Annotated in this window: 22 protein-coding genes; 10 read left to right on the forward strand and 12 right to left on the reverse strand. The window is 42.5% G+C overall.

The window, feature by feature from the left end:
- Nucleotides 1-9 precede the first annotated feature (9 nt).
- The 5 genes from KTR06_RS01805 to KTR06_RS01825 form a co-directional block, all read right to left on the reverse strand.
- A complete protein-coding gene (locus KTR06_RS01805) occupies nucleotides 10-1,182 on the reverse strand; it encodes a SusF/SusE family outer membrane protein (RefSeq protein ID WP_004324583.1) in 1,173 nt (390 codons plus the stop codon).
- 35 nt (nucleotides 1,183-1,217) lie between these two features.
- The gene (susD, locus tag KTR06_RS01810) at nucleotides 1,218-2,828 is read right to left on the reverse strand and encodes a starch-binding outer membrane lipoprotein SusD (protein ID WP_117610623.1); all 1,611 of its coding nucleotides are present in this window, start codon (nucleotides 2,826-2,828) and stop codon (nucleotides 1,218-1,220) included.
- 29 nt (nucleotides 2,829-2,857) lie between these two features.
- Entirely contained in the window at nucleotides 2,858-5,905 is a 3,048-nt protein-coding gene (locus KTR06_RS01815) for a TonB-dependent receptor (RefSeq protein WP_004299756.1), read from the reverse strand.
- A 105-nt stretch (nucleotides 5,906-6,010) separates the two neighbouring features.
- Nucleotides 6,011-8,227, reverse strand: coding sequence for a glycoside hydrolase family 97 protein (locus tag KTR06_RS01820; protein WP_004299757.1), 2,217 nt, complete (start codon nucleotides 8,225-8,227; stop codon nucleotides 6,011-6,013).
- Between the two features lie 197 nt (nucleotides 8,228-8,424).
- Nucleotides 8,425-10,278, reverse strand: coding sequence for a glycoside hydrolase family 13 protein (locus KTR06_RS01825; protein ID WP_004299758.1), 1,854 nt, complete (start codon nucleotides 10,276-10,278; stop codon nucleotides 8,425-8,427).
- Between the two features lie 244 nt (nucleotides 10,279-10,522).
- Here KTR06_RS01825 and KTR06_RS01830 point away from each other — a divergent pair, with 244 nt between their 5' ends.
- Nucleotides 10,523-12,118: a DUF6377 domain-containing protein gene (locus tag KTR06_RS01830; RefSeq protein ID WP_004305037.1), complete on the forward strand. Its 1,596-nt coding sequence runs from the start codon at nucleotides 10,523-10,525 to the stop codon at nucleotides 12,116-12,118.
- Nucleotides 12,119-12,279: 161 nt separating this feature from the next.
- Nucleotides 12,280-13,680: an alkaline phosphatase gene (locus tag KTR06_RS01835; protein ID WP_217289901.1), complete on the forward strand. Its 1,401-nt coding sequence runs from the start codon at nucleotides 12,280-12,282 to the stop codon at nucleotides 13,678-13,680.
- A 70-nt stretch (nucleotides 13,681-13,750) separates the two neighbouring features.
- Here KTR06_RS01835 and efp read toward each other — a convergent pair whose 3' ends face one another.
- Nucleotides 13,751-14,317: an elongation factor P gene (gene efp, locus KTR06_RS01840; protein WP_087317008.1), complete on the reverse strand. Its 567-nt coding sequence runs from the start codon at nucleotides 14,315-14,317 to the stop codon at nucleotides 13,751-13,753.
- A 192-nt stretch (nucleotides 14,318-14,509) separates the two neighbouring features.
- On the opposite strand from efp, the gene rpmH reads away from it, so the two are divergent.
- From rpmH to KTR06_RS01875, 7 genes are all read left to right on the forward strand, one after another.
- Entirely contained in the window at nucleotides 14,510-14,668 is a 159-nt protein-coding gene (rpmH, locus tag KTR06_RS01845) for a 50S ribosomal protein L34 (protein WP_004299762.1), read from the forward strand.
- Nucleotides 14,669-15,037: 369 nt separating this feature from the next.
- The gene (locus KTR06_RS01850) at nucleotides 15,038-15,688 is read left to right on the forward strand and encodes a PASTA domain-containing protein (RefSeq protein ID WP_049702285.1); all 651 of its coding nucleotides are present in this window, start codon (nucleotides 15,038-15,040) and stop codon (nucleotides 15,686-15,688) included.
- 26 nt (nucleotides 15,689-15,714) lie between these two features.
- Nucleotides 15,715-16,788, forward strand: a complete 1,074-nt coding sequence (locus tag KTR06_RS01855) for an RluA family pseudouridine synthase (protein ID WP_217289902.1) — start codon at nucleotides 15,715-15,717, stop codon at nucleotides 16,786-16,788.
- Nucleotides 16,785-17,759, forward strand: coding sequence for a D-alanine--D-alanine ligase (locus KTR06_RS01860; RefSeq protein WP_004312992.1), 975 nt, complete (start codon nucleotides 16,785-16,787; stop codon nucleotides 17,757-17,759). Before KTR06_RS01855 ends, KTR06_RS01860 begins: the two co-directional genes overlap by 4 nt.
- 7 nt (nucleotides 17,760-17,766) lie before the next feature.
- On the forward strand, nucleotides 17,767-18,915 hold the full coding sequence (locus KTR06_RS01865) for a 1-acyl-sn-glycerol-3-phosphate acyltransferase (RefSeq protein ID WP_008024464.1): 1,149 nt from the start codon (nucleotides 17,767-17,769) through the stop codon (nucleotides 18,913-18,915).
- Entirely contained in the window at nucleotides 18,912-19,613 is a 702-nt protein-coding gene (locus KTR06_RS01870) for a NigD-like C-terminal domain-containing protein (RefSeq protein ID WP_217289903.1), read from the forward strand. Before KTR06_RS01865 ends, KTR06_RS01870 begins: the two co-directional genes overlap by 4 nt.
- Nucleotides 19,614-19,627: 14 nt before the next feature.
- Complete coding sequence (locus tag KTR06_RS01875; RefSeq protein WP_004312995.1) at nucleotides 19,628-20,020, forward strand: rhodanese-like domain-containing protein; 393 nt, start codon at nucleotides 19,628-19,630, stop codon at nucleotides 20,018-20,020.
- Between the two features lie 177 nt (nucleotides 20,021-20,197).
- Here KTR06_RS01875 and KTR06_RS01880 read toward each other — a convergent pair whose 3' ends face one another.
- The 3 genes from KTR06_RS01880 to proB all read right to left on the reverse strand — a co-directional run bounded on the left by KTR06_RS01880 (nucleotide 20,198) and on the right by proB (nucleotide 23,993).
- On the reverse strand, nucleotides 20,198-21,154 hold the full coding sequence (locus KTR06_RS01880; protein ID WP_008024468.1) for an acetylornithine carbamoyltransferase: 957 nt from the start codon (nucleotides 21,152-21,154) through the stop codon (nucleotides 20,198-20,200).
- A gap of 79 nt (nucleotides 21,155-21,233) precedes the next feature.
- The gene (locus KTR06_RS01885; protein WP_008024469.1) at nucleotides 21,234-22,490 is read right to left on the reverse strand and encodes a glutamate-5-semialdehyde dehydrogenase; all 1,257 of its coding nucleotides are present in this window, start codon (nucleotides 22,488-22,490) and stop codon (nucleotides 21,234-21,236) included.
- Nucleotides 22,491-22,910: 420 nt separating this feature from the next.
- Nucleotides 22,911-23,993, reverse strand: a complete 1,083-nt coding sequence (proB, locus tag KTR06_RS01890; RefSeq protein WP_008024470.1) for a glutamate 5-kinase — start codon at nucleotides 23,991-23,993, stop codon at nucleotides 22,911-22,913.
- Between the two features lie 105 nt (nucleotides 23,994-24,098).
- Here proB and KTR06_RS01895 point away from each other — a divergent pair, with 105 nt between their 5' ends.
- A complete protein-coding gene (locus KTR06_RS01895; protein ID WP_195365556.1) occupies nucleotides 24,099-25,247 on the forward strand; it encodes a pyridoxal phosphate-dependent aminotransferase in 1,149 nt (382 codons plus the stop codon).
- Here KTR06_RS01895 and KTR06_RS01900 read toward each other — a convergent pair.
- The 3 genes from KTR06_RS01900 to KTR06_RS01910 all read right to left on the reverse strand — a co-directional run bounded on the left by KTR06_RS01900 (nucleotide 25,216) and on the right by KTR06_RS01910 (nucleotide 26,989).
- The gene (locus tag KTR06_RS01900) at nucleotides 25,216-25,449 is read right to left on the reverse strand and encodes a DUF2007-related protein (RefSeq protein WP_004313000.1); all 234 of its coding nucleotides are present in this window, start codon (nucleotides 25,447-25,449) and stop codon (nucleotides 25,216-25,218) included. The genes KTR06_RS01895 and KTR06_RS01900 overlap by 32 nt on opposite strands.
- A gap of 73 nt (nucleotides 25,450-25,522) precedes the next feature.
- Nucleotides 25,523-26,365, reverse strand: coding sequence for a glutamate racemase (gene murI, locus KTR06_RS01905; RefSeq protein WP_008024472.1), 843 nt, complete (start codon nucleotides 26,363-26,365; stop codon nucleotides 25,523-25,525).
- Between the two features lie 108 nt (nucleotides 26,366-26,473).
- On the reverse strand, nucleotides 26,474-26,989 hold the full coding sequence (locus tag KTR06_RS01910) for an OmpH family outer membrane protein (protein WP_004310501.1): 516 nt from the start codon (nucleotides 26,987-26,989) through the stop codon (nucleotides 26,474-26,476).
- Nucleotides 26,990-26,999 lie beyond the last annotated feature (10 nt).

Here is a 26,999-nt window from a genome sequence, read left to right on the forward strand (position 1 = left end):
AGTTAACGATTATTGAGTAACGGAACCTGTTTTCTGAACAAAGTTCAGATTTATTTTCTGCCCTGCCTTAACGTTTATCGCATATTCAGGACCTATTTCCGACCAACTGTCAATCACACTTTTGTTTTCACGGAACACGATTTTTCCATTAGGTATAGCGAACTCCGTACGCCACCAGTCTTCTCCCGGAACTTTGACGGACATACGCAATTCTCCGCCTCCGGTGCATACCGGTGAAACAAAGTCTGCATCTGCCGTTGTTGGTGCTTGGAATTTGCCTTTATCGCCGAATGTCCAATCTCCTATAGCATTGCCTATCAGACAAACTTCGCCCGGAGCAATATCCAGCGTAAAGGCATAATCAGTCCCTTTGATGCTTACAGACATGATCACTGTATACCAGCCTGTGACATTAACGCTGATATTTTGTCCGCCAAATCCATCATCCGATCCGGTGAATGCATCCGAGGCTATTGTCAGACGTGGATCGTTGAATCCGATGTATTCTCCTTCTTTAGTACCGAACTTGAACATATCAGTGCCTCCGAAATAGAATAAACCGAAGAACTTGGACATTCCGTTTACTGCTGCCAAAGGCACCCAGTTGCTCCAATTACTACCTGCCATCGAGCCATTGATAAATATACTGGAAGGTAATTCGAGAGGCGGTACAGCTTTATATCCCAATACTTTGGGAAGTTCAATTACATTCGAAAAAGCGATGCCACGACCACTATTGGTCAGTTCCGCTTTCAGGCGTACATAAACGGGTATGGGAGTGGTCGGAAATTCTTCATCGGAGGATGCACTCCACAAGTCTCCCAGTGCCAATGCAAATTCTAAAGCTTTCACTTCCATTTTGGCAGAAGAATGGGTAGTACCCAAAGTTGTATAATTAGCTTCCGTATTTGTCTCTGCATGAGCGTCAACGAAATTTTCTTCCAGTGAAATTTGTACTGAATAAGTGGTTGCCATCGGAATCCCGTAATCCGGTTGTGTACAGGTTAATTCCAATGATTCGGAGTTTTTAAGGTCGTACACGTTGTTGGAAGCAAAAGCTGGCACATTCAGTACGAACGTATCCGGTTCGTTCAACACAGGGTTGCTGTCACGGTCTGCTTCACAGGCGGACAGAGCTAGTAGCCCCATTGTCAATGTAAATAGTTTATATAGGTTTTTCATTGTTTTCAGTCTTTAAAACGTGAATAAAGGTTCTATCAATATCCCGGATTCTGAGTCATATTTGTATTCGTCAGCGTTTCTGTTTTCGGTATCGGATAGAGATTATAGATCGAACTCACACCGTTTCCTTCAAAGGAACCGCCTTTCCAATCCCAGAGGTAGGTGCTTGAGGTGAAATAGCCATAACGGATCAAATCTGTGCGTCTGAATCCTTCCAGATACAATTCGCGGGCACGTTCATCCAGAATATAATCTAATGTCAGGTTATTGGCAGAGGGTATTTCTGTTGCTTTGGCACGGTCTCTGAGGGCTTTGATATCCAACCAGGCATTTTGTTGTGCATTTGCGCCGCCTGCTCTCAAATAGGCTTCCGCGCGAATCAGATAAGCTTCCGCCAAACGGAAGAACGGAATGTCCGTATCAGGAATTTTAGCATCGTGAGCGGGTTGTCCGTCCGAGCGCAGATTACTCCATTTCATAAATGAAAGTCCGTCGGTGAATTTACCTACACTTTCCAGTTCGGCTTTGCGACCGGTTGTATAGAACAAGGCGCGTTCATCTTTTGCAGCAGCCTGCACATCTCTCACATTCTGCCATTTATTATCGGTATATTCGGTGAAAGGAATATCCTCACTGTTTGCGAAGAACTTGTCAACCAGTGCTTTGCGTGTACGGATACATTCCCAAGGGTCATTTGTTCCGCGATTCGGCATGTCGCTCTTTTGCGTTGCAGCAATCAGGAAGTAACTTCCTCCGTAACTCTTTGCTTGTACACCATCCTGACGGATAGAAAGGATGATTTCTTTTTTAGCATCGGGATTTTCATCATTGTCTGCCATAAAAAGTTGTTCGTAATTTCCACACAATCCGTATCCATTGGAGGGATCGAGCACTTTGCCGGCATAGGTGATAGCATCATTCCAACGCGGTTGTCCGGTGTATACTTCGGCATTGAGATACAAACGGGCACGCAGCAACCAGCAAGCAGCTTTGTCGGCACGTCCGAAAGGAGCTTGACGCGGTTCGCTCATATCATTTTCGATGCTTTCCAGTTCGCTTTCAATATAAGCGAACAGTTCGGAGGCCGTCTTTTGAGGAGGATTCTCTTTGGAGAAGTGTTCGGTGAAAGGAGCTTTTCCGAAGGTGTCCATCAGATAATAGTAAAATAAGGAACGGAGAAAACGGGCTTCGGCACGTTGCTGAACGGAGGTAGCATCCTCTTTTCCGGCGATCTGATTCAGGAAGAAATTGCAGAGTGTGATATTATATGCTAAACGATTATATAATATTTCTGTCTGCTGATGAGAGGAGTTCCAACGCATATAAGTTAGTTCGGGGATACCGGCATTTTCTTGCCAGGTCCATATCATCTCATCAGTGCCATATTCATTGTTAGTGAAAAGAGCGCGATAGAAACAGGATTGACCTTCGTCCTTTACTGCGATATCCGGATCTTCGCTCAATTTTTGTCCGGTAAGTCCCAGTGAAGCGTATAGTTTGGTAAAGTACATATCTTGGTCGAAGGTGGCAGTCATCTGAGGATCGATTGGAGATATATCCAGGTCATTGATACAGGAGGTCATTCCGGTGGTCAGGCTAAGGAACAACGCTGCTGAAACTATTGATTTTATATATTTGAACTTCATAATAGTCTACTTTTTAATAAATTACAATCTTAGAACTGAAGACTTAGCCCGAACAGGATAGTGATCGGATGAGGATAAATGTTCCTGTCAATACCTGCTACTCCGGCATCATTTCCTGAACTGATAACCGATTCAGGATCGAGTCCTGTATACTTGGTGATAACGAAGGGATTCTGTACAGTACCGTAAATACGGCCGTTGATACCTTTATAAGCCTGGGACTTCAGTAAATTTTTGAAGCTATAACCTACTGTTATGTTATCACAACGCAAGAATGAAGCATTCTCAACGAAACGATCGGACAGATAATAGTCTCCCTTTCCTTCAAATCCCAGATTCACGGCAGCTGTCGGGCGGTTGGAATAGTATCCATGATTAAAGATTCCTCCCTTGCCGACACTGGATTTACTGGCCAGTACGTCATTGTACACATAGTTATTCAGGCTGGCACGGAGGGCAAAGCTTAAATCCCAATTTTTATAAGTGAATTTGGAAGTCAGTCCCATCAATACGTCAGCGGCAGGTTTTTTATAGATATATTTGTCCGAAGCGTTGATGACACCATCTCCGTTACGGTCTACGAACATGTTTTCAATCGGTTTTCCATCCTTATCATACACTTGTTGGTAAACGAAGAATGAGTTCATCGGATAACCTACTTTCTGTACCTGGCAGGTTGCACCGCTAATACCAGTAGATACACCTCCGGTTTCTACATAGTAATTAGAATCATCTCCTCCGGTCAGTTTAGTGATTTCATTTTTGTTCCAAGTGATGTTATATCCCAAGTCCCAGACAAAATCTTTGGTTACAATAGGTTTGGCATTGATGGTGAATTCAAGCCCCGTATTTTTTAATGAACCGATGTTGCTGATCAGTTGGGTATTAAAGTTAGTCCCCGCCGCAATCTTTACGGTATTGATTAAATCGTCGGTTTTCCGGTAATAGTAATCCATCGAGCCGGAGATACGTCCGTTCAGGAAAGCAAAGTCGAAACCTGCGTTATAAGTCGTTGTCTCTTCCCATTTCAGGTCTTCGTTATAAGCTTTAGGACGCATAGTGCCATAATAGGTATCCCCGAAAGGATAATAACCTCCGGCTGCGTTGACGCGGTACAGTGCCATATAAGGGAAATCATAATCGTCGCCTAAGTTCTGCTGACCCGTGATACCCCATCCGAGGCGGAGTTTCAGATCTGACAATACTTCTACGTTTTTCAGGAAATTTTCTTCTTTCAGTTTCCATCCCAAAGCAACAGAAGGGAAGCTACTCCAACGGTTGTCTTTAGAGAAACGGGAAGAACCGTCCTGGCGGAAAGTGGCTGTCAGCAAATAACGGCTAAGTAATGTATAATTTACGCGGGCAAAATAAGAAACTAATGTACTGTGATGTCCCCAGGCTGTTTGTGAGCGCAGATTCGGATTGTAGGCTTCGCCTGTTAACGGATTTGTTCCTTGTCCGACTTTATATCCGGTATAGTGGAAATGTTGCTCTTCACCACCCAGTATTACGTCGACATAATGATCCCCGATTTCTTTGGAATATTGTGCATAGGCATTCACCGACAGGTTATATTTGTAGCCGTAGTCAGTCCCGTTCCAACCATAGTAATAAGAGCCCGGGGCATAAGGTGAATTTACATTCTTTTCCTTACCTTCCGAGTAGTCACCGCCTACGTTAGCATGGATATGTAGGTCAGGGAGGAAGTGGAATTTATAGTCTACTTCTACATTGCTGATAAAACTGGTGTTTCTGGAAGTATGTTTCTTTAGTTTCAGTAGGGAAACAGGGTTGGCGGTTGAATTACTTTCCAGTGTAAGCGGCCATTCCGGATCGTTATATGAACTACCGTCACTGGTCGGTTGGTAGAATCCACCGAAGTTTTTGTACATGTCCGAAGAGTCATATACAGGTTGGGTCGGGTCCATGGTCAAAGCTGCGCCGATAGCCCCGTCGTCAGCATAACGTTGGTTGGCCCACATCATTTTAGCATTGATATTGAACTTCAGGTGATCTTTAAAGAAAGAGGGTGTCAGATTGACGGAGGCGGTATAACGCTCGAAATTAGATGTCATCAGGATCCCATTCTGATTGGTGTAACCGAAAGAAACACGATAAGGCATATTTTTCAAACCACCGCTTACAGTCACGTTATGGTCTGTACTAACGGCTGTCTGGAAAATTTCTTTCTGCCAGTCAGTGTTTGCTTCACCGAAGGGGCTTGGAGCATTTCCTTCACCATAAAGTTTGGATACGTATCCTTTGAATTCATTGGCATCCATTACGTCTATTGTCTTTTGCAGTATACCGGCGGAAACGTTACCTTCATAGTTCACCTGTGGTTTGCTGCCTGCTTTCCCTTTCTTTGTAGTGATGATAATCACACCATTAGAAGCACGTGAACCATAGATGGCGGTGGCCGAAGCATCTTTCAAAACAGTGAAAGTTTCGATGTCATTCGGGTTTACCATTGCCAAAGGATTAGTCAAACCTTGCACACCGCTATTATCCATTGCCAGTCCGTCGATAACGATCAACGGATCGTTTTTGGCGTTCAATGATGAACCACCGCGAATACGAATCGTAGCTCCTCCACCCGGAGTACCGCTGGAAATTACATTCACACCGGCTATTTTACCTGTTATCATATCCTGTGCGCTGGTGGTTACTCCTTTGCTGATTTTATCCGGCTTGATGGCAGTAACTGATCCCGTCAAGTCGTTTTTCTTTACTGTTCCGTAACCTACAACGACTACGGCGTCCAATACTTGAGAGTCATCTTCCAGTGTGACCATTACCGAAGGAGCTGCTTTAATTTCTGCTGCTTTGTAACCGACGAATGTAATGGACAGAATAGAATTTTGAGGAACATTCAATGTGAAGTTACCGTCAAAGTCAGTGATGGTACCCGTTGTGGTACCCTTGGCAATGACATTGGCGCCAATCACGGGTTCGCCCATAGCATCTTTCACATGTCCTTTGACTGTGATTTGCTGTGCATAAGCGCCCAATGATAAAAACATCCCTATTAACAAGGGGAGAATCGTTTGAACGATTCTAAATTTAACTTGCTTCATGCATTTAAAAAATTAAAGTTAACAATATAGTAATATTATTTCTCTCTCTTAAAAGTTTCTTTAAAAATACCTATTGAAAACACTTTTTTTAAGACTATCCTTTATTTATAGTCTTTTCAATCCCTTAACCTCTGATTTGTTTTTCACCTCTTTGATACTGATTGCGTATCCACCGCCATTGGCAGCGTGCAGATTCAGTTTGCTTTTATTATTCAAGATACCTTTTTTGATGGTGTATGCCTGCGGGTTATCTTTCCAGTCGGCATCTTTGGCATCTGCGTATACGGTAGCGACGTATTGTTTTCCCGGTTCCAGGAAATCGAACGTTAATTGGGAGTCGTGGCCGTTTTCACCGGCTGTGCAGCCTATGTACCAGTCGTCCGTTCCTTTTGCTTTGCGGGCAATTGTGATGTATTCTCCCGGTTCTGCTTCCAGATAGATTGTTTTGTCCCAGTCGAGAGCGACGTCTTTGATAAACTGGAAAGCATCCATAAAGCGTTCGTAGTTTTCCGGAATATCGGCAGCCATCTGCAAAGGGCTATACATGGTGACATACAATGCCAGTTGGCGTGCAATGGTTGAACGTACCTGGGAGTTGTTTGCCGGATTCATCTGGTTACAGTGAGTCTCGAAGATGCCGGGAGTGTAATCCATCGGACCACCGACCAGGCGTGTGAAAGGCAGAATCGTCGTGTGGTATACTTTATTTCCTCCAAATGATTCATATTCTGTTCCACGTGCGGATTCATTACCGATCAGATTGGGATATGTACGGCAGATACCGGTTGGACGGGTTGCTTCGTGTGCATTGACCATGATTTTATAATCGGCGGCTTTTTTCACGGCATACAGGTAATGATTATTCATCCATTGACCGTAATGATGTTCTCCGCGTGGAATGATATTACCCACATAACCGCTTTTAACCGAGTTATATCCATTGTCTACCATGAATTGGTAAGCTTTATCCAGGTGACGTTCGTAGTTGCGAACAGATGCAGAAGTCTCATGGTGCATCATCATTTTAATTCCTTTGCTTGCAGCATAACGATGGATTTCCTGTACGTCGAAATCAGGATATGCAGTCAGGAAGTCAAATACATAGTCTTTGCTGTTGCCGAACCAGTCTTCCCATCCTTCATTCCAACCTTCTACCAGCACTGCATCAAATCCGTTGGCTGCGGCAAAGTCGATGTAACGTTTCACGTTAGCTGTATTGGCAGAATGTTTGCCGTTCGGTTTGGTTTTGGAGTAGTCTGTAACGCCAAGTTTCACGCTGGTCAGTTCATCTGTATAAGCCCAGGAACCTTTTCCGGTAATCATGTCCCACCATACGCCTATATATTTCACCGGTTTAATCCAGGAGGCGGCGTCTGCAATCTTACAAGGTTCGTTCAGGTTGAGGGTGATGCGGGAGGCGAGAATGTTACGTGCATCATCACTGACGATGATCGTACGCCACGGAGAGTTGCACGGAGTCTGCATGTAACCTTTATCCCCTTTTGCATCCGGTGTCAGCCAGGATTCGAATATCATGTTTTTGTCGTCCAGATTGAGGTGCATACAAGAATAATCAATCAAAGCGGCTTCGTGCAGATTGATGTATAAACCATCATCTGTTTTCATCATCAGTGCCGTCTGTACACCTGTCGGTGAAAATGGGGTTTGAGAAGAATTTGGAGTGATCGCCTGTTGCATCAAACCTCTGATTTCCGATAGACGGGAGATGGTGTAGTCGTACTCTTGAGTGTCGTAATCGCCCGGTATCCAGTATGCGATATGGTTGCCTGCCATGGCAAATTGGGAATGTTCTTCCTTGATAACGAAGTAGTTCAGTGATTTCTGTTGCGGAAATTCATAACGGAATCCCAAACCATCATTGAACAGGCGGAAGCGAACAACGATGGAACGGTCGTTCATTGGCTGAAACAGAATGACTGCCAGTTCGTTATACTGATTGCGGATTTCCTTTTCTTCTCCCCAGACTGGTTGCCAGGTTTCGTCAAAGGTAGTCGTTTGCGCATCTTTCAGCTTGAAGCCATTATAAAGATTGGATTTAGAATCGAGCTTGGTGAGGTCTCTGCGGTCTACCCAGTCAAAGTCGGTTCTGGTATTATCTTCTTTTTTCAATTCCAGTCCGAGAGTGCTCGGCTTAATTACCACCTTGCCTTTGTAAGTCAAGTCGTAGGTTGGTGCGCCTTCTTTGTTAACCTGAAAGGTCAGAACCAGATTGCCATCCGGTGAGGTCAGTTTCTGTTGTGCATTCGCAATGAATGAGATGCAAAGGAATGCGATGATCGAAAAAAACTTTTTCTTTTTCATTCTATTTATGGTATTAAATTGTAAGCTAACCGATATTTCTATTCCTGTTTGTTTCGGATATTGCAAATGTAGCAACCACCTTCACTTTTTTGCTTGATTAGAATAAAAATACAAGTTTGTATAAATGCTAGTATCTTGTTTTATAATTGTTTATCTATCTGATTTCATTGGATAAATATAAGTCGTAGTGAACTTGCTTAGAAGGCTAAAAGGTATATCCCACGGCTTGGAAGTGTTAATTCATTTCTTAATTCAATCTTTTTGTCTGTGAGCAAATCATGAGCAGACGAGGTGGAGAGTATTTCCTGATAAGGATGTAAGTCAATAGTCTGTTCCCGGTCGTTTCCATTCAGAAAGACAACGACTGATTGGTTACCGTATTTGCGTTCATAAACATAAATGCCTTTATTGGGTGCGAAATGTTTTAGTTTGCCTTTGGCGATGACTTCATTTCCTTTTCTCCATTGGAGCAGTTTTTGCATAAAAGAGAAGGCTTCATTTTGTTGCGGAGTACGGTTGGTTGCTTCAAAACAGTTTTTGGCGTCATTCTGCCAACCTCCCGGAAAGTCACATCGGAGTAATCCGTCTCCATTTGCTTTGTCGGCTGCCATCAGGATTTCAGTTCCATAATATATTTGTGGAATTCCACGGGTAGTCAGTAAGAATGTCAAGGCTTGTTTATATCGGTTCAGGTTCTTGGTATCTTCCTCCGAACGGTAGAAACGGGAAGTATCGTGATTATCGAGGAAGGTCAGCAGACTCATTGGATCGGCGTAGACAATATCCTGTGAGAGGTATTCGTAGAGTCTGAAAAGTCCTCCGTTCCATTCGGTGGTTTCTTCGTCGAAAGCTTTATTTATTTCTTCCATCAGTGGGAAATCCATGACAGTAGGAAGATAACTGTTTTTCGGATAAGCAAGTTTACTGTCTTTCTGCCAGTAGGAGATCAGTACATTGCTGCCCAGCCATGTCTCACCGACAATGTTGAATGAAGGATATTCATCATTGACCGCTTTGCACCAATGCGCCATCATTTCAAAGTCGGCGTAAGGATGTGTATCCTGGCGGATTCCGTTGATACCCGCATATTCTATCCACCAGATACTACTCTGTATCAGGTAAGTGGCTACGTGACGGTTTCGTTGGTTGAAGTCCGGCATAGTCAGTGTGAACCAACCGTCAATGGCCAGCTTTTTATCATAATCGGAAGTATAAGGGTCCATTTGGGTGGCAGTTTTGAAACTGGTCTGCATGTAGTTTCCCTCAAAGTTGAACCAATCTTTGGCAGGCATGTCTTTGAATAGATAATTGTTCGAACCGCAATGGTTGAAGATCATGTCCATGACTACCTTTAGCCCTTTAGCATTGGCTTCTTTTACGAGATTGCGAAACTCTTCATTGCTTCCGAGGCGACGGTCTACTTGATAGTAATCGGTGATGGCATATCCATGATAAGAGCCTTCCTTCATGTCATTTTCCTGAATCGGGTTAAGCCATATACTCGTAACTCCGAGGTCTGCAATATAATCCAAATGTTTCTCTATTCCTTTTAAATCACCGCCATGACGGGCGAAAGGTTCGTTGCGGTCTATGTTTGCTTCCAACATTCCGGGAATTATATCATTGGAGGGGTTGCCGTTGGCAAAGCGGTCCGGCATAATGAGATAAAGTACATCACTGGAGTTGAAGCCTTCTACTGCTGAAGCATTCTCTTTGCGCTGTTTAAGTTCGTATGGTATTTTAGTCTGTTTTTTACCTTGTTTCAGGAGAATGTCGAAGTGCTGAGGGATAGCTTTTGAAAGATCTAAATATAAGATCAGATAATTAGGATTTTCCTGTTTCACCACGTCCTGCAGGGTGATGTCATTAGAAGAAATACTTACCTCTGCGGATGATATGCCATCGCCGTATAGAAGTATTTGTAGTTCGGGATTCTTCATTCCTGCCCACCAAAAGGTAGGAGCCACTTTCTTTATATTGGTTGCGGCGAATGCTTGATGATAACCCGATAGAAGTAATAGTAAAATAGCAAATAACAAATTTCGTTTCATGGTAGCTAGATTTTTAACTGTTTGCTCGGAGAACCGATGATGCAAATGTAGGGGGATGCTGTGCACCTTTGTGAGATTAGAATGGAAATATAAACCTGTTATCTGACTATGTTGCTGATAATTAGTTGGATATTCTAATACCTTATGCCGAAAAATACAAGTGAAAATGAAAATAGTTATACCCATATTTTTCGTTTTCATTACTATATTTCTTATATTTGTAACATCTTTAAAAAGGAATCTTATGAAAAATCTAACCCTTTATATGCTATTTCTTCTTTTGCTCTTTCCTTTTTCGTTGTGTGCAATGCATACGGATAATGCGGCTGCTCTTAAAAAGCTGGATGAAGTTATAAGCAAGAAAGAGACTTTCCAGATTCGGAAAGAGAAAGAGATTAATAACTTGAAATTAGAACTTGCCCATTCTACTGATCCTGTTCGAAAATATGAATTATATGCCTCTCTTTTTGGTGCTTATTTGCATTATCAGGCAGACTCGTCCTTATATTATATTAACCGTGAGATGGAAATCCTTCCATTGTTGAACCGCCCGGAATTGGAGTATGAGATCATCATTAATCGTGCTACGGTAATGGGAGTAATGGGAATGTATATAGAAGCCATTGAACAGTTGGAGAGGATTGATCCTAAAAAATTGAATGAGTGGACTCGGTTATCTTATTATCAGACGTATCGTGCCTGCTACGGGTGGTTAGCAGATTATACGACCAATAAGAATGAAAAAGAAAAGTATTTGAAGAAAACCGATTTATATAGAGATTCCATTATTGCTGCGATGCCTCCAGAGGCAAACAAAACGATTGTTTTAGCCGAAAAATGCATAATGAACGGGAAAGCCGATGTCGCTGTGGATATGCTGAACAATGCTTTGAAAGAAATTCAGGATGAACGTCAGAAAGTATATATTTATTATACTCTTTCCGAAGCTTATAGTATGAAGAAAGATATCGAAAAAGAAGTTTACTATCTGATTCTGACTGCCATTGCGGATCTGGAAACTCCGGTGAGGGAGTATGCTTCATTGCAGAAACTCGCGCATCTGATGTATGAATCAGGAGATATTGACCGTGCCTACAAATACTTGAGTTGCTCGATGGAAGATGCTGTGGCGTGTAATGCCCGTTTGCGGTTTATTGAGGTGACGGAGTTTTTTCCGATTATCGACAAGGCGTATAAATTAAAAGAAGAAAAAGAACGTGCCGTTTCCCGCGCTATGTTGATTAGTGTCAGTTTGTTGTCTTTGTTTCTTCTGATTGCTATTTTCTATCTATATCGTTGGATGAAGAAGTTGTCTGTTATGCGGCGGAATCTTAGTCTGGCTAACAAACAAATGTCTGCGGTCAACGCGGAACTGGAGCAAACCGGAAAAATAAAAGAAGTCTATATCGCCCGCTATCTGGACAGATGTGTCAACTATCTCGACAAACTGGAAACTTATCGTCGTTCATTGGCAAAATTGGCAATGGCATCGCGTATCGAAGATTTGTTTAAAGCTATCAAGTCCGAACAGTTTATCCGGGATGAGCGGGATGAATTCTATAATGAGTTCGACAGGTCTTTTCTGAAACTTTTCCCGAACTTTATTTCAGCTTTCAATAATTTGCTGGTAGAAGAAGGAAGAGTGTATCCTAAATCCGATGAACTTCTGACAACAGAACTTCGTATCTTTGCCCTTATCCGTCTGGGAGTAGTAGACAGTAACAAGATTGCTCATTTTCTCGGTTATTCTTTGGCAACTATCTATAATTATCGTAGCCGGATGCGTAATAAAGCTGCCGGAGATAAAGATATGTTCGAGCAGAATGTAATGAACCTATAATGTTATTCACAGATAGCAATATGTTATTACTTCGTAATATACGAGCCAATAATGCTTGTGTATAAAGCAAATATCTACTTTTAGTGTTCAATAATCCACTGTGCATCTCTCTTTTTTTTCTACCTTTGTAGACAACTAATCTAAAATAAATATACTAGAAAATGAAAAAGTTAGTCTACACACTGTTCTTTGTCCTTATCTCCGTTGTAGCCAACGGGCAGGCAAAGTACGTATTCTATTTCATCGGAGATGGAATGGGAGTCAATCAAGTAAATGGTACGGAGATGTATCAGGCGGAAATTCAAAATGGTCGTATTGGAGTCGAGCCTTTGTTATTTACTCAATTTCCGGTTGCTACCATAGCAACCACTTTCTCTGCTAAAAATTCAGTAACAGACTCTGCAGCTGCAGGTACTGCATTGGCAACAGGAAAGAAAACTTATAATGGCGCTATTTCTGTAGGAGAAGATAAAAATGCTATTCAGACTGTCGCAGAAAAAGCAAAGAAAGCAGGAAAAAAGGTGGGCGTAACGACTTCTGTCAGTGTGGATCATGCTACTCCTGCCGCATTTTATGCACATCAACCCGATCGTAATATGAATTATGAAATTGCTCTTGATTTGCCGAAAGCCAATTTCGATTTTTATGCAGGCGGTGGTTTCTTGAAACCTACCACCACTTATGACAAGAAAGAAGCTCCGAGCATTTTCCCTATTTTTGAAGAGGCAGGATATACAGTAGCACGTGGTTACAATGACTATAAGGCAAAAGCTGCAAAAGCAGAAAAGATGATCTTGATTCAGGAAGAGGGAGCCAATCCTTCTTGTCTGCCTTATGCTATTGACCGCAAAGAGAATGATTTGACATTAGCACAAATTACGGAAAGTGCTATTGACTTTCTTACTAAAGGCAATAATAAAGGCTTTTTCCTGATGGTAGAAGGAGGTAAAATAGACTGGGCATGCCACGCTAATGACGCCGCTACTGTGTTCAACGAAGTGAAAGACATGGATAATGCCATCAAAGTAGCTTATGAATTCTATAAGAAACATCCGAAAGAAACGCTGATTGTGATTACCGCAGACCATGAAACAGGTGGTATCGTGCTCGGTACGGGAAAATATGCGTTGAACCTGAAAGCATTGCAATATCAGAAACATTCTGCTGACGGACTTTCACAACGTATCAGTGAATTGAGAAAATCAAAAGGCAATAAAGTCACTTGGGAGGACATGAAAACATTCCTCGGCGAAGAAATGGGCTTCTGGAAACAATTCCCTCTTTCTTGGGAACAGGAAAAGACGTTGCGTGATGAATTTGAGAAATCATTCGTGAAGAATAAAGTCGTATTTGCTGAAAGTATGTACTCTAAGAGCGAACCGATGGCTGCACGTGCAAAGGAAGTGATGGATGAAATCGCTATGATAGGTTGGGTAAGTGGCGGGCACTCTGCCGGTTATGTTCCTGTATTTGCTATTGGTGCAGGTTCTCAACTGTTTGGTGAGAAGATTGACAATACAGAAATTCCTAAAAGAATTGCGAAAGCTGCAGGATATAAATAATAGAACTGTATGAATATAAAAATAGCCGGGAGTCCAAGGACTTCCGGCTATTTTTATATGTTTTTGCAAATTATGCTTTCACACGTCCTACGTAAGAACCGTCACGAGTATCGATTTCGATTGTTTCACCCTCGCTGATGAACAAAGGAACACGTACTGTTGCACCTGATTCCACAGTTGCAGGTTTCAGTGTGTTAGTAGCTGTATCACCTTTCACGCCCGGTTCTGTATAAGTCACCTTCATCTGAACCTTGATCGGCATATCTGCATAAAGAACAGTTTCAGTAGAAGCGTCAGAAACAACTTCCAATACTGCACCTTCGAGCAGGAAGTCAACCCCGTTAATCAAATCGTGAGCGATAGGGTGTTGGTCGAATGTTTCCTGGTTCATGAAGATATAATCTTCTCCTTCTTTATACAAAAATTGGTACGGACGACGTTCTACGCGTACATCTTCCAACTTTTCACCGATGTTGAAACGGCGTTCAAGAACGTAACCGCTGACTACATCTTTCAGTTTAGTACGCATGAAAGTATTACCTTTACCTGGTTTTACATGCAGGAATTCGATACAGAAATAGAGCTTTCCGTCCATACGGATACAAGTTCCGTTTTTGATGTCTTGAGCATTAATCATACTGCTATTTTTCTTAATATATTATTGTTATTTAATTGTTTTCGCAGGAATTCGACTGCAAAAGTAATCTAAATCGGTAAAAAACACAAAAACTTTTGAGCAAAAATGAGTTATCTCTTGGTTAATTTAAAAAAAGTGCCTATTTTTGCAGCCCGATTACGTAGAATAATAACATAAAAACAAGATACAGTAATGAAAAGAACATTTCAACCCTCTAACAGAAAGAGAAAGAACAAACACGGTTTCCGTGAGAGAATGGCATCGGCTAATGGTCGTAGAGTATTAGCTGCTCGTCGTGCAAAAGGCAGAAAGAAACTGACTGTTTCTGATGAGTACAACGGACAAAAGTGATAATCACCTGTCATCAGGAAACAAAAAAGGCGGAGAATTTAATCTTCGCCTTTTTTGTTTCCTGATTTTCAAGAGAATAGTGTGTTAAAAAACGATATTGTTTGCTCTTGTTTATGACTTTTTGCTTTTCTTTGTGGGATAGAATAAAACTCGTAAACAAACATATGCGATGGAAGAGCAGATCCGGGACTTGAGAACCCGCATAATTATAATAAGGTTGTTGAAATCTATAGGAGTGGGGATTATAGTTGCAGCAATTCTGGCGATGATAAGCGTTCTTGCATAGTAGATGGGGACATTTTTCATCGCCTACTTTTTAAAAGTTCAACTATTTTGTCGTATCTTTGGCGCATATTAACAGCAATGCGTATGACTATTAAAGAATTCTTTTCTTTTAAAACAAATAAATTTTTCTGGGTGAACATTATCGCCATGATTGTAGTGGTGGTAGTGATGATATTCGGTGTATTGAAATGGCTTGATATACATACTCATCATGGTGAAACTGTTGCCGTTCCCGATGTGAAAGGGATGACGGTGGACGAAGCAGCGAAAATGTTCCGGAATCACGGTTTGGTATATGTGATTTCCGATACCAAATATGTAAAGGATAAAGCAGCAGGTATCATTCTCGAACTGAAGCCGGGAGTCGGTGAGAAAGTGAAAGAAGGACGTACGGTATATCTGACTGTCAATACGTTGGATGTCCCTTTGCGTGCTATTCCTGATGTGGCGGACAACAGCTCGCTCCGCCAGGCGCAGGCTAAATTGCTGAATGCCGGTTTCAAACTGAATCAGGTTCAATTGGTAAATGGTGAGAAAGATTGGGTATACGGCGTGAAGTACCAGGGACGCCAGTTGGCTGCGGGTGAGAAAATTCCTGTGGGATCTTCGTTAACATTGATGGTCGGAAACGGCTCCGGTGATACGTCGGAAGAAGATTCAGCCGATGTTTCCGTAGATACGGACCAGCCGATTACGTCGGAATCATCATCTGCTCAAGATGATAGTTGGTTTTAATAGATAAATAACAGAAACGGACTCGCATGATAGAGGAAGAACTTCCGGATGAACTGGAGAATGATTTAGACGATATAGAACCAGTCGGCGACGCATCCCAGCTTTACGAACACTTCCGCGTGGTTGTAGATAAGGGACAGGCGATGGTCAGAGTCGACAAATATCTGTTCGAACGTATTGTCAATGCTTCGCGCAACCGTATTCAGAAGGCTGCTGAAGGCGGATTCGTTATGGCCAATGGCAAGCCGGTGAAGAGTAGCTACAAAGTGAAACCGCTGGATGTCATAACGGTGATGATGGATCGCCCCCGTTATGAAAACGAAATTATTCCTGAAGATATTCCCCTTACTATTGTTTATGAAGATCCATACGTAATGGTGGTGAATAAACCGGCAGGGTTGGTAGTGCATCCGGGACACGGAAACTATCACGGTACGCTCGTCAATGCGCTCGCCTGGCACATGAAGGATATACCGGATTACGATGCCAATGACCCGCACGTGGGACTTGTTCATCGCATCGATAAAGATACTTCGGGCTTGCTGGTGATTGCCAAGACACCGGATGCCAAAACAAATCTGGGACTCCAATTTTTTAATAAGACTACCAAACGCAGATATCGTGCTCTGGTGTGGGGCGTTGTGGAACAGGATGAAGGAACGATTGTCGGTAATATCGCCCGCAATCCGAAAGACCGGATGCAGATGGCGGTGATGTCCGACCCGACGGTGGGCAAGCATGCCGTTACGCACTACCGTGTATTGGAAAGACTGGGCTACGTAACCCTTGTGGAATGTATACTTGAAACAGGACGTACCCATCAGATCCGTGTCCACATGAAGCATATTGGCCATGTATTGTTCAATGACGAACGCTATGGCGGGCATGAGATACTGAAAGGAACTCATTTTAGTAAATACAAACAGTTTGTAAATAATTGCTTTGACACTTGTCCCCGACAGGCTTTGCATGCTATGACGTTGGGGTTTGTGCATCCCGTCACAGGTGAGGAGATGTACTTTACTTCCGAACTTCCGGATGACATGACCCGGCTTATCGAGAAGTGGAGAGGCTATATAAGTAATAGAGAATTAGAATGAAACGCAACATCGCTATCGTAGCAGGAGGGGATACCTCTGAAATCGTAGTTTCCCTGCGTAGTGCACAGGGCATTTATTCCTTTATTGATAAGGAAAAGTATAATTTGTATATCGTGGAGATGGAAGGCCGTCGCTGGGAAGTACAATTGCCGGACGGAAATAAAGTGCCGGTAGATAGAAATGACTTTAGTTTTACGAACGGAACGGAAAAGGTTGTGTTCGACTTTGCTTATATTACCATCCATGGTACGCCCGGTGAGGATGGTCGCCTGCAAGGCTATTTTGATATGATGCGTATACCGTATTCCTGTTGTGGAGTATTGGCAGCTGCCATTACATACGACAAGTTTACCTGCAATCAATATCTGAAAGCTTTTGGAGTGCGCATTGCCGAATCATTGTTGCTGCGCCAGGGACAATCGATTTCTGACGAGGAAGTAGTGGAAAAGATCGGTCTGCCTTGTTTTATCAAGCCTAGTCTGGGAGGTTCGAGCTTCGGAGTTACGAAAGTAAAAACAAAAGAACAAATACAGCCGGCCATTGTTAAAGCTTTCGGAGAGGCGCAAGAAGTACTTGTAGAAGCGTTTATGGATGGAACGGAACTGACTTGCGGCTGCTATAAGACCAAAGAGAAGACAGTTATCTTCCCGCCTACGGAAGTGGTGACGCACAATGAGTTTTTTGATTATGATGCTAAATATAATGGACAGGTAGATGAAATCACTCCTGCGCGTATCTCGGACGAACTGACCAAGCGTGTGCAGATGTTGACTTCGGCTATCTATGATATATTAGGTTGCTCCGGCATTATCCGTGTAGATTATATTGTGACTGCCGGTGAAAAACTGAATCTTCTCGAAGTAAACACTACTCCGGGAATGACTACTACCAGCTTTATTCCCCAGCAAGTGCGTGCAGCCGGACTGGATATAAAGGATGTGATGACCGATATTATTGAAAACAAATTTTAATCACGTGATGGATCTGACAGAGTTTAATGAAATTCGTCCTTACAATGATGAGGAACTTCCTCAAATCTTTGAGGAACTGATTGCCGATCCGGCTTTTCAGAAAGCTGCTACCGGGGCTATACCGAACGTTCCATTTGAACTTCTGGCGCAGAAAATGCGTGCCTGTAAGACTAAACTTGATTTTCAGGAGGCATTTTGTTATGGCATTTTGTGGAAGATAGCGGCAGATCATACCGCCGGGCTGACTCTGGATCATACCGCCATACCGGATAAAAGTAAAGCTTATACGTATATATCGAATCATAGAGACATTATTCTCGATTCGGGCTTTCTCTCTATTTTGTTGATTGACCAGGGAATGGATACGGTAGAAATAGCGATTGGAGATAATTTGCTGATTTATCCCTGGATTAAGAAACTGGTACGTGTCAATAAATCATTCATTGTGCAGCGGGCATTGACCATGCGGCAAATGTTGGAATCTTCAGCGCGTATGTCCCGTTATATGCATTACACCATTTCGGAGAAAAAACAGTCTATTTGGATTGCGCAGCGTGAAGGACGTGCAAAAGATTCGAATGACCGTACGCAAGACAGTGTGTTGAAAATGCTGGCAATGGGTGGTGAAGGTGATTTGATAGACCGTTTGATGGAAATGAATATTGCTCCGCTTGCTATTTCATACGAATATGACCCGTGTGATTTTCTGAAAGCGCAGGAGTTTCAGTTGAAGAGAGACATCGAAGGGTATAAGAAGACGACGCAGGACGATTTGATTAATATGCAAACCGGTCTTTTCGGATATAAAGGCAGGGTACATTTTCAGGTTGCCCCTTGTCTGAATGATGATCTGAAAGAGTTGGACCGTTCGTTGCCGAAACCGGATTTGTTTGCCCGTATCTCTGCTTGTATTGACCGCCGCATTCATCGTAATTACCGGATATATCCGGGAAATTATGTGGCGTACGATTGGCTGAATGGCACGACGGAATTCGGGTCCAATTACACGGAAGAAGAGAAACAACAGTTTATGAACTATATTGAACAACAATTGGCAAAGATCAAGATTCCGAATAAGGATGAGGACTTTTTGCGTGAGAAGTTGTTATTAATGTATTCCAATCCGTTAGTTAATTATTTAGCAGCTTGCCGATGAAAAGAAGAAAATTACATGTTATTTGGTTGTGGGGATTGCTTTTCCTGATGACTGCCTGTGGAGATGATGATTATTATTATCCTTCGGTGAAACTGGAATTTGTGACTGTAAAGGCCGGGGATGATGGTCGTATACAAACGCTTATTCCTGATAAGGGAGAGGCTTTGCCTGTGGCGGAAGACCGTACGGGGTCTACTATTGCCGCAAATACTTCCAGACGTGTAATGAGTAACTATGAAGTGCTTCCGGATGGAAGTGCGGCTACTATATATTCTTTGCAATCGCTCATTGTGCCGGTGCCTAAGCCGGAAGATGATCCGGTGTATAAAGACGGTATAAAGCAAGACCCGGTAGAGGTGGTCAGTATCTGGCTGGGGAGGGATTATCTGAATATGATTTTGAATCTAAAAGTCAGTACAGGCAAAGGACATACTTTCGGCATAGTGGAAGATGTGTCTGAACTTAAAACAAATGGTATTGTGAATATGTTATTATACCATGATGCGAACAGTGATGAAGAATACTATAATCGGCGTGCTTACATTTCTGTTTCTTTGGCGCAATATATTGATGAGGAGCATCCTGGCCGGACGATAAATATTAAGTTTAAATATTGTACGTACGATAAGGATGGATCTGCGGTAGTATCTGAAAAGTATTGTGATCCCGGGTTTGACTATACTCCGGGGCAGAATTGAATAATAGAGTATATATGTTTAAATTGAATCAATTAATCGTGGGGATATTTTTATTTCTCTCTTCCCTTTTCTCTTGTCAGCAGAAAGGAGATTTTCAATCCATGAATGTAGAGGAGTTTGATTCTCTTATTCAGAATGAGGATATACAACGTCTGGATGTCCGCACACTTGCGGAATATTCGGAGGGGCACATCACGAAGACAATCAACATCAATGTGATGGATGATTCTTTTGCTTCAATGGCTGATTCATTATTACAGAAGGATAAACCGGTGGCTGTGTATTGCCGTAGTGGTAATCGGAGCAAGAAGGCTGCGGCAATTTTGAGTGAGAAGGGCTATAAGGTCTTTGAGCTTGATAAAGGATTTAATTCCTGGCAGGAGGCTGGCAAAGAAATAGAGAAATAAGGTAAAGTAAAGAGCGGGCGGTAAGTAATAGCCTGCTTTTATTTTAAATACAATAAGAACAAAAGAACATCTCAATTTTCAAATCCTGTTTTTATATTTATAAGTAGGATTTTAAAGAGATGTTCTTTTGTTCTTATGCGTTGATGGAAGAGGCTTTTCGGCCTCTTTATTTTTCGGTTATTTTAGTCCTTCCAATAGTCTCTTCAGAACGACAGTTGCCGAAATCTCACGATTGGCAGCTTCCGGAATAACGATTGATTGCGGGCTTTCGATCACATCGTCTGTCACAATCATATTTCTGCGAACCGGAAGACAATGCATGAAATAAGCGTTGTTGGTAACTGCCATTTGACGGTCGCTGACTGTCCAATCACGATCTTTACTTAATATCTGTCCGTAATTGTCGCCGGAATAAGCTGCCCAGTTCTTGGCATATATAAAGTCGGCTCCTTCGAAAGCCTTCATCTGGTCGTATTCTACTTTTGCGTTGCCTACAAATTGCGGGGCGAGTTCATAACCTTCGGGGTGGGTGATGACAAATTCGTAATCCGTTGCGTTCATCCATTCGGCAAAAGAATTGGGAACAGCTTGTGGCAATGGACGTGGATGTGGAGCCCAGGTCATGACCACTTTAGGACGTGCTGTTTTCTTGTATTCTTCAATGGTAATCAAGTCGGCAAAGCTCTGCAATGGGTGGCGTGTTGCCGCTTCCATCGAAAAGACGGGACGTCCGGAGTATTGGATAAATTGATTGATAATCGTTTCCTGATAGTCAAAGTCGCGGTTTTCGAAACGGGCGAAAGAGCGTACTCCGATGAGATCACAATAACAGCCCATCACCGGAATGGCTTCTAAGATATGTTCCGGTTTATCGCCATCCATAATTACGCCACGTTCGGTTTCCAATTTCCATGCACCTTGATTGATATCTAGTACCATTACATTCATTCCCAAGTTGATTGCAGCTTTCTGTGTGCTAAGGCGGGTGCGCAGACTGGAGTTGAAGAAGATCATCATCAAAGTCTTGTTTCGTCCCAGTTCTACATATTTGAAGCGATCTTTTTTAATTTCGAATGCTTCTGCAAGGGCTGATTTTAAATCGCCGATGTCCTGTACGCAAGTAAATTTCTTCATATCATTTATCTTTTAATTCTTAATTTTCAATTAGTTTCGTTCAATACCTTGTTTGATTTTTAACGATAAAGGTATCGTCTCAATTTCTTCTCGTTTGCCCGTCTCCTTCGATGACCCATTTGTAAGAGGTGATCTCTTCCAGTCCCATCGGACCGCGCGCATGTAGTTTTTGCGTACTGATTCCGATTTCTGCTCCTAATCCGAATTGCGCTCCGTCAGTGAAGGCAGTAGATACATTGGTGTATACGCAAGCTGCATCCACAATCTTTGTGAATAAGGCTGCACGTTCCTTGTTTTCGGTAACAATACACTCGCTATGTTTGGAGCTGTTTTCCTGAATATGGCCTAAGGCATCTTCGAAGCTTTTTACGGTCTTGACAGCCATTTTATAATCCAGAAACTCTGTGCCGAAACTTTCTGCTTTGGCGTGTTCCAGAAGTTCGGCAGGATAGCGGCCTTCTAATGCTTGATAAGCCTGTGCGTCAGCATAGATAATGACATGGCTGTCTTTTAGTTTCTCGCAAAGCATAGGGAGATCGGTCAGTCTTTTCTCATGTATAATGGTGCAGTCCAGCGCATTACATACGCTAACCCTGCGTGTCTTCGCATTGTGAATAATAGCTGCCCCCTTGTTTACATCTCCAAATTCATCAAAGTAAGTGTGACAGATACCTGCCCCTGTTTCAATAACGGGAATTTTTGCATTCTCGCGTACGAAATGAATCAGGCTGCTGCTGCCTCTGGGGATAATCAGGTCTACGTAACCCACAGCATTCAGCAATGCTGCCGTAGCTTCTCTATCAGCCGGAAGTAGTTCTACAATGTGTGGATTGATATTGAATTTCTTCAATACTTCGTGAATCACACTGATGATAGCCCGGTTGGAACAATCGGCATCACTTCCTCCTTTCAATATGCAGGCATTTCCACTCTTTAGACAAAGGGAGAAAACATCAAAACTGACATTCGGACGGGCTTCATAAATAATTCCTATCACTCCGAAAGGAACGCTGACTTTTGTCAATCTCATCCCATTGGGGCGAACACTTTCTTTCAACACTTTACCCAAAGGAGAGGGGAGTGTCGCTACATTGCGTGTGTCGGCAGCAATGCCTTTTAAACGTTCTTCCGTCAATTTCAACCGGTCGTACTTCGGATCATTTTTGTCCATCCGTGCGAGGTCTTTTTCATTCTCTGCAAGAATGAAAGGTGTTTCTGCAATTGCTGCGTCAGCTACTGCATTTAAAATCTGATTGATGATGTCATCATTCAGCAAGGCTAATTCCCGACTTGCCACCTGTACGGCAGCAAAGGTCTCGTTTAAATTTGTAGTCATTTGCTCCTTTTTTGCATTAAATGGAAAGATAAACTATGCAAATATAGTGAATGATGTGAATAAAACTTGTTGAAAACAGAAATAAATGTTGCTTTTGTGATGGTATATAGATTGTAGAGACATATAGTTCTAATTTCGTATCTCTTTTTCTGATTAGTTGAAAATTCATTTCGGTATAGAAATGAGGTAAACTCATACAATTATAATTCAAAAAAACTTCCGTAAACATTCTCAAGTATACTTATCCCTATGAGAAAAAATACTCATAGGTATGAGAAGAAATACTCATTATAATGAGAACTTTTTCTCATTGCAGTGAGAATATACCCTTGTTAGAATAGGCTGAAACAGTTCATTGCTGTTTCAGAAACAAGCTAATTTTAGTCTAAAATCGGATAAAACAGAAATTCTTATTATTAATTATTCAATGTATAGATAGTCATAATGTACTACCGGTTTCTTTCCATGCTTACCGATTGCTTCTTGCACCTGTTTGGAATCGCAGTTCACCTTTCCAACGCCCACTTGATTTCCTTGAAAGTCCATGATACGCACAATGTCATCTTTCTCAAATTCACCTTCAACGTGAGTAATTCCGATGGGGAGGATACTGACAGCCTTTTCAGAGTTTAGAACTTCTGTCGCACATTCGTTGATGTGAATTTCTCCTTTGGCAAACCCCTCGCTATGAGCAATCCATTTTTTTACACTGGATACCGGTTCGTTTGAAGGGATAAAACGTGTACAAAGCGTTTCTTTCGGATGCTGAAGCAAATCTACCAGAATATTATCCCGTTTCCCATTGGCAATAATCACTGTAATTCCTTCATCAGCTACTTTGCGGGCAATATTTGTTTTCGTCAACATTCCTCCCCGTCCGAAACTGGACTTCGTTGCCTGAATATAATTGGATAAATCTTTTCCGTGATCGATCTCCCGGATAACAGAAGAACCCGGATCGGCAGGAGAACCATTGTAAATTCCGTCAATGTTGCTTAGGATAATGAGAGCCTGTGCATCCATCATGGAAGCGATGAGCCCGGACAATTCATCATTATCAGTGAACATAAGCTCGCTGACGGAAATTGTATCATTTTCGTTGACAATAGGAATAACATTATTTTCAAGCATTACCGTCATACAGTTTTTTTGATTCAGATAATGGCGGCGGGTACCGAAACTTTCTTTCGTGGTCAACACCTGACCAACGGGAATACTATGCTCGCGGAAAAGTTCGTAGTAACGGTTGATGAGCTTAGCCTGACCTACGGCAGAAAACAACTGGCGTTGGTCTACACTATCGAGTTTTTTCTGTGGATGCACTTCACTGCGCCCGGAAGCAACAGCTCCCGAAGAAATCAGAATGATTTCCACCCCGGATTTATGTAATTCCGCTATCTGGTCAACAAGTGCCGACATACGGGTAACGTCCAGCGTTCCGTCTCGGCGTGTCAATACATTGCTTCCTACTTTTACTGCGATTCGTGTAAATTCCTGTTTCATTCCTACTAACGATTTGAAAGCACAAATATAGAGCTTTTTGCCGATATGTTACCAAAACAGGCTAAAAAGAATTATCTTTGCAGTCAGATAGAGAAAAGAAAAACAATGAAACATACAAACCCACAAGTAGAACAGATGACCTCTTTCATCGTAATGGATGTGTTGGAGAGGGCGAACGAATTGCAAAAACAAGGCATTGATATTATTCATCTGGAAGTTGGCGAACCCGATTTTGATGTGCCGGCCTGTGTGGCGGAAGCGGCAAAAGCGGCTTATGATCGTCATCTGACTCATTATACACATTCTTTGGGTGATCCGGAACTGCGACGGGAAATTGCCGCTTTTTATCTGCGCGAATATGGGGTAACGGTAGATCCGGATTGTATTGTCGTGACTTCCGGGTCTTCTCCTTCTATTCTTCTTGCATTGATGTTGCTCTGCAATCCGGATAGTGAAGTGATTCTTTCCAATCCGGGGTACGCTTGCTATCGCAATTTTGTGTTGGCAACGCAAGCCAAACCTGTTTTGGTTCCTTTGTCTAAAGAATATCTGCAATACGACATAGAGGCTATCCGTAAGTGTGTGAATCCGCATACTGCGGCTATCTTTATCAATTCTCCGATGAATCCGACCGGAATGTTGTTGGATGAAAAGTTCCTGAAAGAAGTGGCAGCGTTGGGAGTTCCTGTCATTTCAGATGAAATTTATCACGGCCTTGTGTATGAAGGACGTGCGCACAGCATTCTTGAATATACGGATCAGGCTTTTGTCCTGAACGGATTCTCTAAACGCTTTGCGATGACGGGGCTTCGGTTGGGTTATTTGATCGCACCTAAATCTTGTATGCGATCTTTGCAAAAGTTACAGCAAAATCTGTTTATCTGTGCGTCCAGTGTTGCTCAGCAGGCAGGGATTGCCGCATTGCGGCAGGCTGAACCGGACGTGGAACGGATGAAGCTGGTTTATGATGAGCGTCGCCGATATATGATTGCCCGTCTCCGGGAAATGGGTTTTGAAATAAAAGTAGAACCTCAAGGGGCATTTTACATTTTTGCTGACGCACGCAAATTTACTACCGACTCTTATCGTTTTGCATTCGATGTACTCGAACATGCACACGTCGGTATTACTCCCGGGGTAGATTTTGGTACGGGAGGCGAAGGATATGTACGTTTCTCCTATGCAAATTCATTGGAGAATATCCGCGAAGGGCTCGACCGCATCAGTCGTTATCTTTCTCGGCCCGGCTCCTGATAAGTGCGGTGGCTGCTTCGTATTGGTCCTCGGTGACAAGAACGGATACGGAAGGAGCGATATAGGGTGCCAGTGTACCCATAATCCCATCTTTGATTACGCAACGGATGTCATTGCTTTCTAATAGCCCTTTGATGATCTCGGCTTCCCATGGGGATCCGGAGAATACTTCTATTGCTTTGCTATAATCTTCTTCTTTCATGATCTTGCTTATTAGGGGTTATCTACAAATATAACAAAAAAGAGAGAGAAACGGTTACTTTTTTTCTTAAATTTTATTCGAGCGTGATGTGTTTTACACTAATCTGCTGTTTCAGGAAAGTAGAGGCCGATTCTGAAAACTTTTCTTCCGCTTCGGTCGTGTAAAACTGACAGTTCCCATTCTTCGTGCATTTTGCATCCATTTCGGGATGTCTTTTCAGATAGTCTTTCAGACTTTCCGCAACATACTCGCCTTGCGCAATTACACTGATATGCTCCGGAATATATTGCCGGATTTTGGGTAGAAGTATGGGGAAATGAGTACATCCGAGAATGACAGTATCTATTTGAGGGTCCTTCGATAGCAATTGGTTGATGTACTTCCGGATAAAATAGTCTGCTCCTTCGTCCTGTGATTCATTGTTTTCAACTAGTGATACCCACATCGGACAGGCTGTGCCGCTGACCTGGATTTCAGGAAACAACTTGTGTATTTCCAACGGATACGATTCGGATTTGATGGTGCCTGCTGTTGCCAGTACACCGATATGCTGGTTTTTGCTTATCTCTCCGACACACTCTACGGTAGGGCGGATGACTCCGAGCACACGGCGAGCCGGATCGATGCCTGGTAAATCATTCATCTGAATACTGCGCAAAGCTTTTGCGGAAGCTGTATTGCAAGCTAATATAACCAGGTGGCAGCCCATATCAAATAGTTTGTTGACTGCTTGCCGGGTAAATTCGTATACGACCTCAAAAGAACGTGTTCCGTAAGGAGCACGTGCATTATCTCCCAAATAGATATAATCATATTCCGGTAATACTTCTCTTATTTTGTCTAAGATGGTCAGACCTCCGTAACCGGAGTCAAATACTCCGATCGGTCCGGGCGTATTGGATAGATGTTGCTTCATGACACACTTGATTTATATACGCAAATGTACGCCAAAAAAAGGGAAAGAGAAAGAAGGATCAACTTCTTTCTCTTTCCCTTTTGGTATTTCTTTATTCTTGCTCAGTTCCTATTTGATACCAAGATTTGCTTTTACCTTGCTAGTCAAGTTGATGCTCTGTGATTCGTTTACGTATGGAATCGAAGTTCTTGCCAGGTCGAAGATGTAGATTACCCCTTCAGCAGCGCCTACGGCTTTGATAGCATTGTCCAACTTCTGATAGATAGGAGCCATGGCATCATTTTGTGCTTTCGCCATTTGCTGTTGAGCATCTTGTTGGAATTGCTCTTGTCTTTGCATCATATCTTGCAATTCTTTTTGTCTTCTTTCAGCGATGTTGGGAGGAAGAGAATCCTTAGCGATAGCTTGTTGGAATTCCTGATATTTCTTGTTGAATTCTTCCTGCGTTCTCTGAAGTTCAGCAGTAAGTTGTTTTTCTAAAGTCTGAATGTCATTTTGAGCTTTGGTGAATTCCGGCATCACAGTGATGATTTCCTGTGCATTAATGTGGCCGAATTTCAGGTTCTGTGCAAATACACCCATTGGGAGTGCAAGCAACATTACAAGTGCAATTTTTTTTAGCATAGTTCTATAA

Source organism: Bacteroides sp. MSK.20.12 (assembly GCF_019052435.1).
Lineage (GTDB): Bacteria > Bacteroidota > Bacteroidia > Bacteroidales > Bacteroidaceae > Bacteroides > Bacteroides xylanisolvens.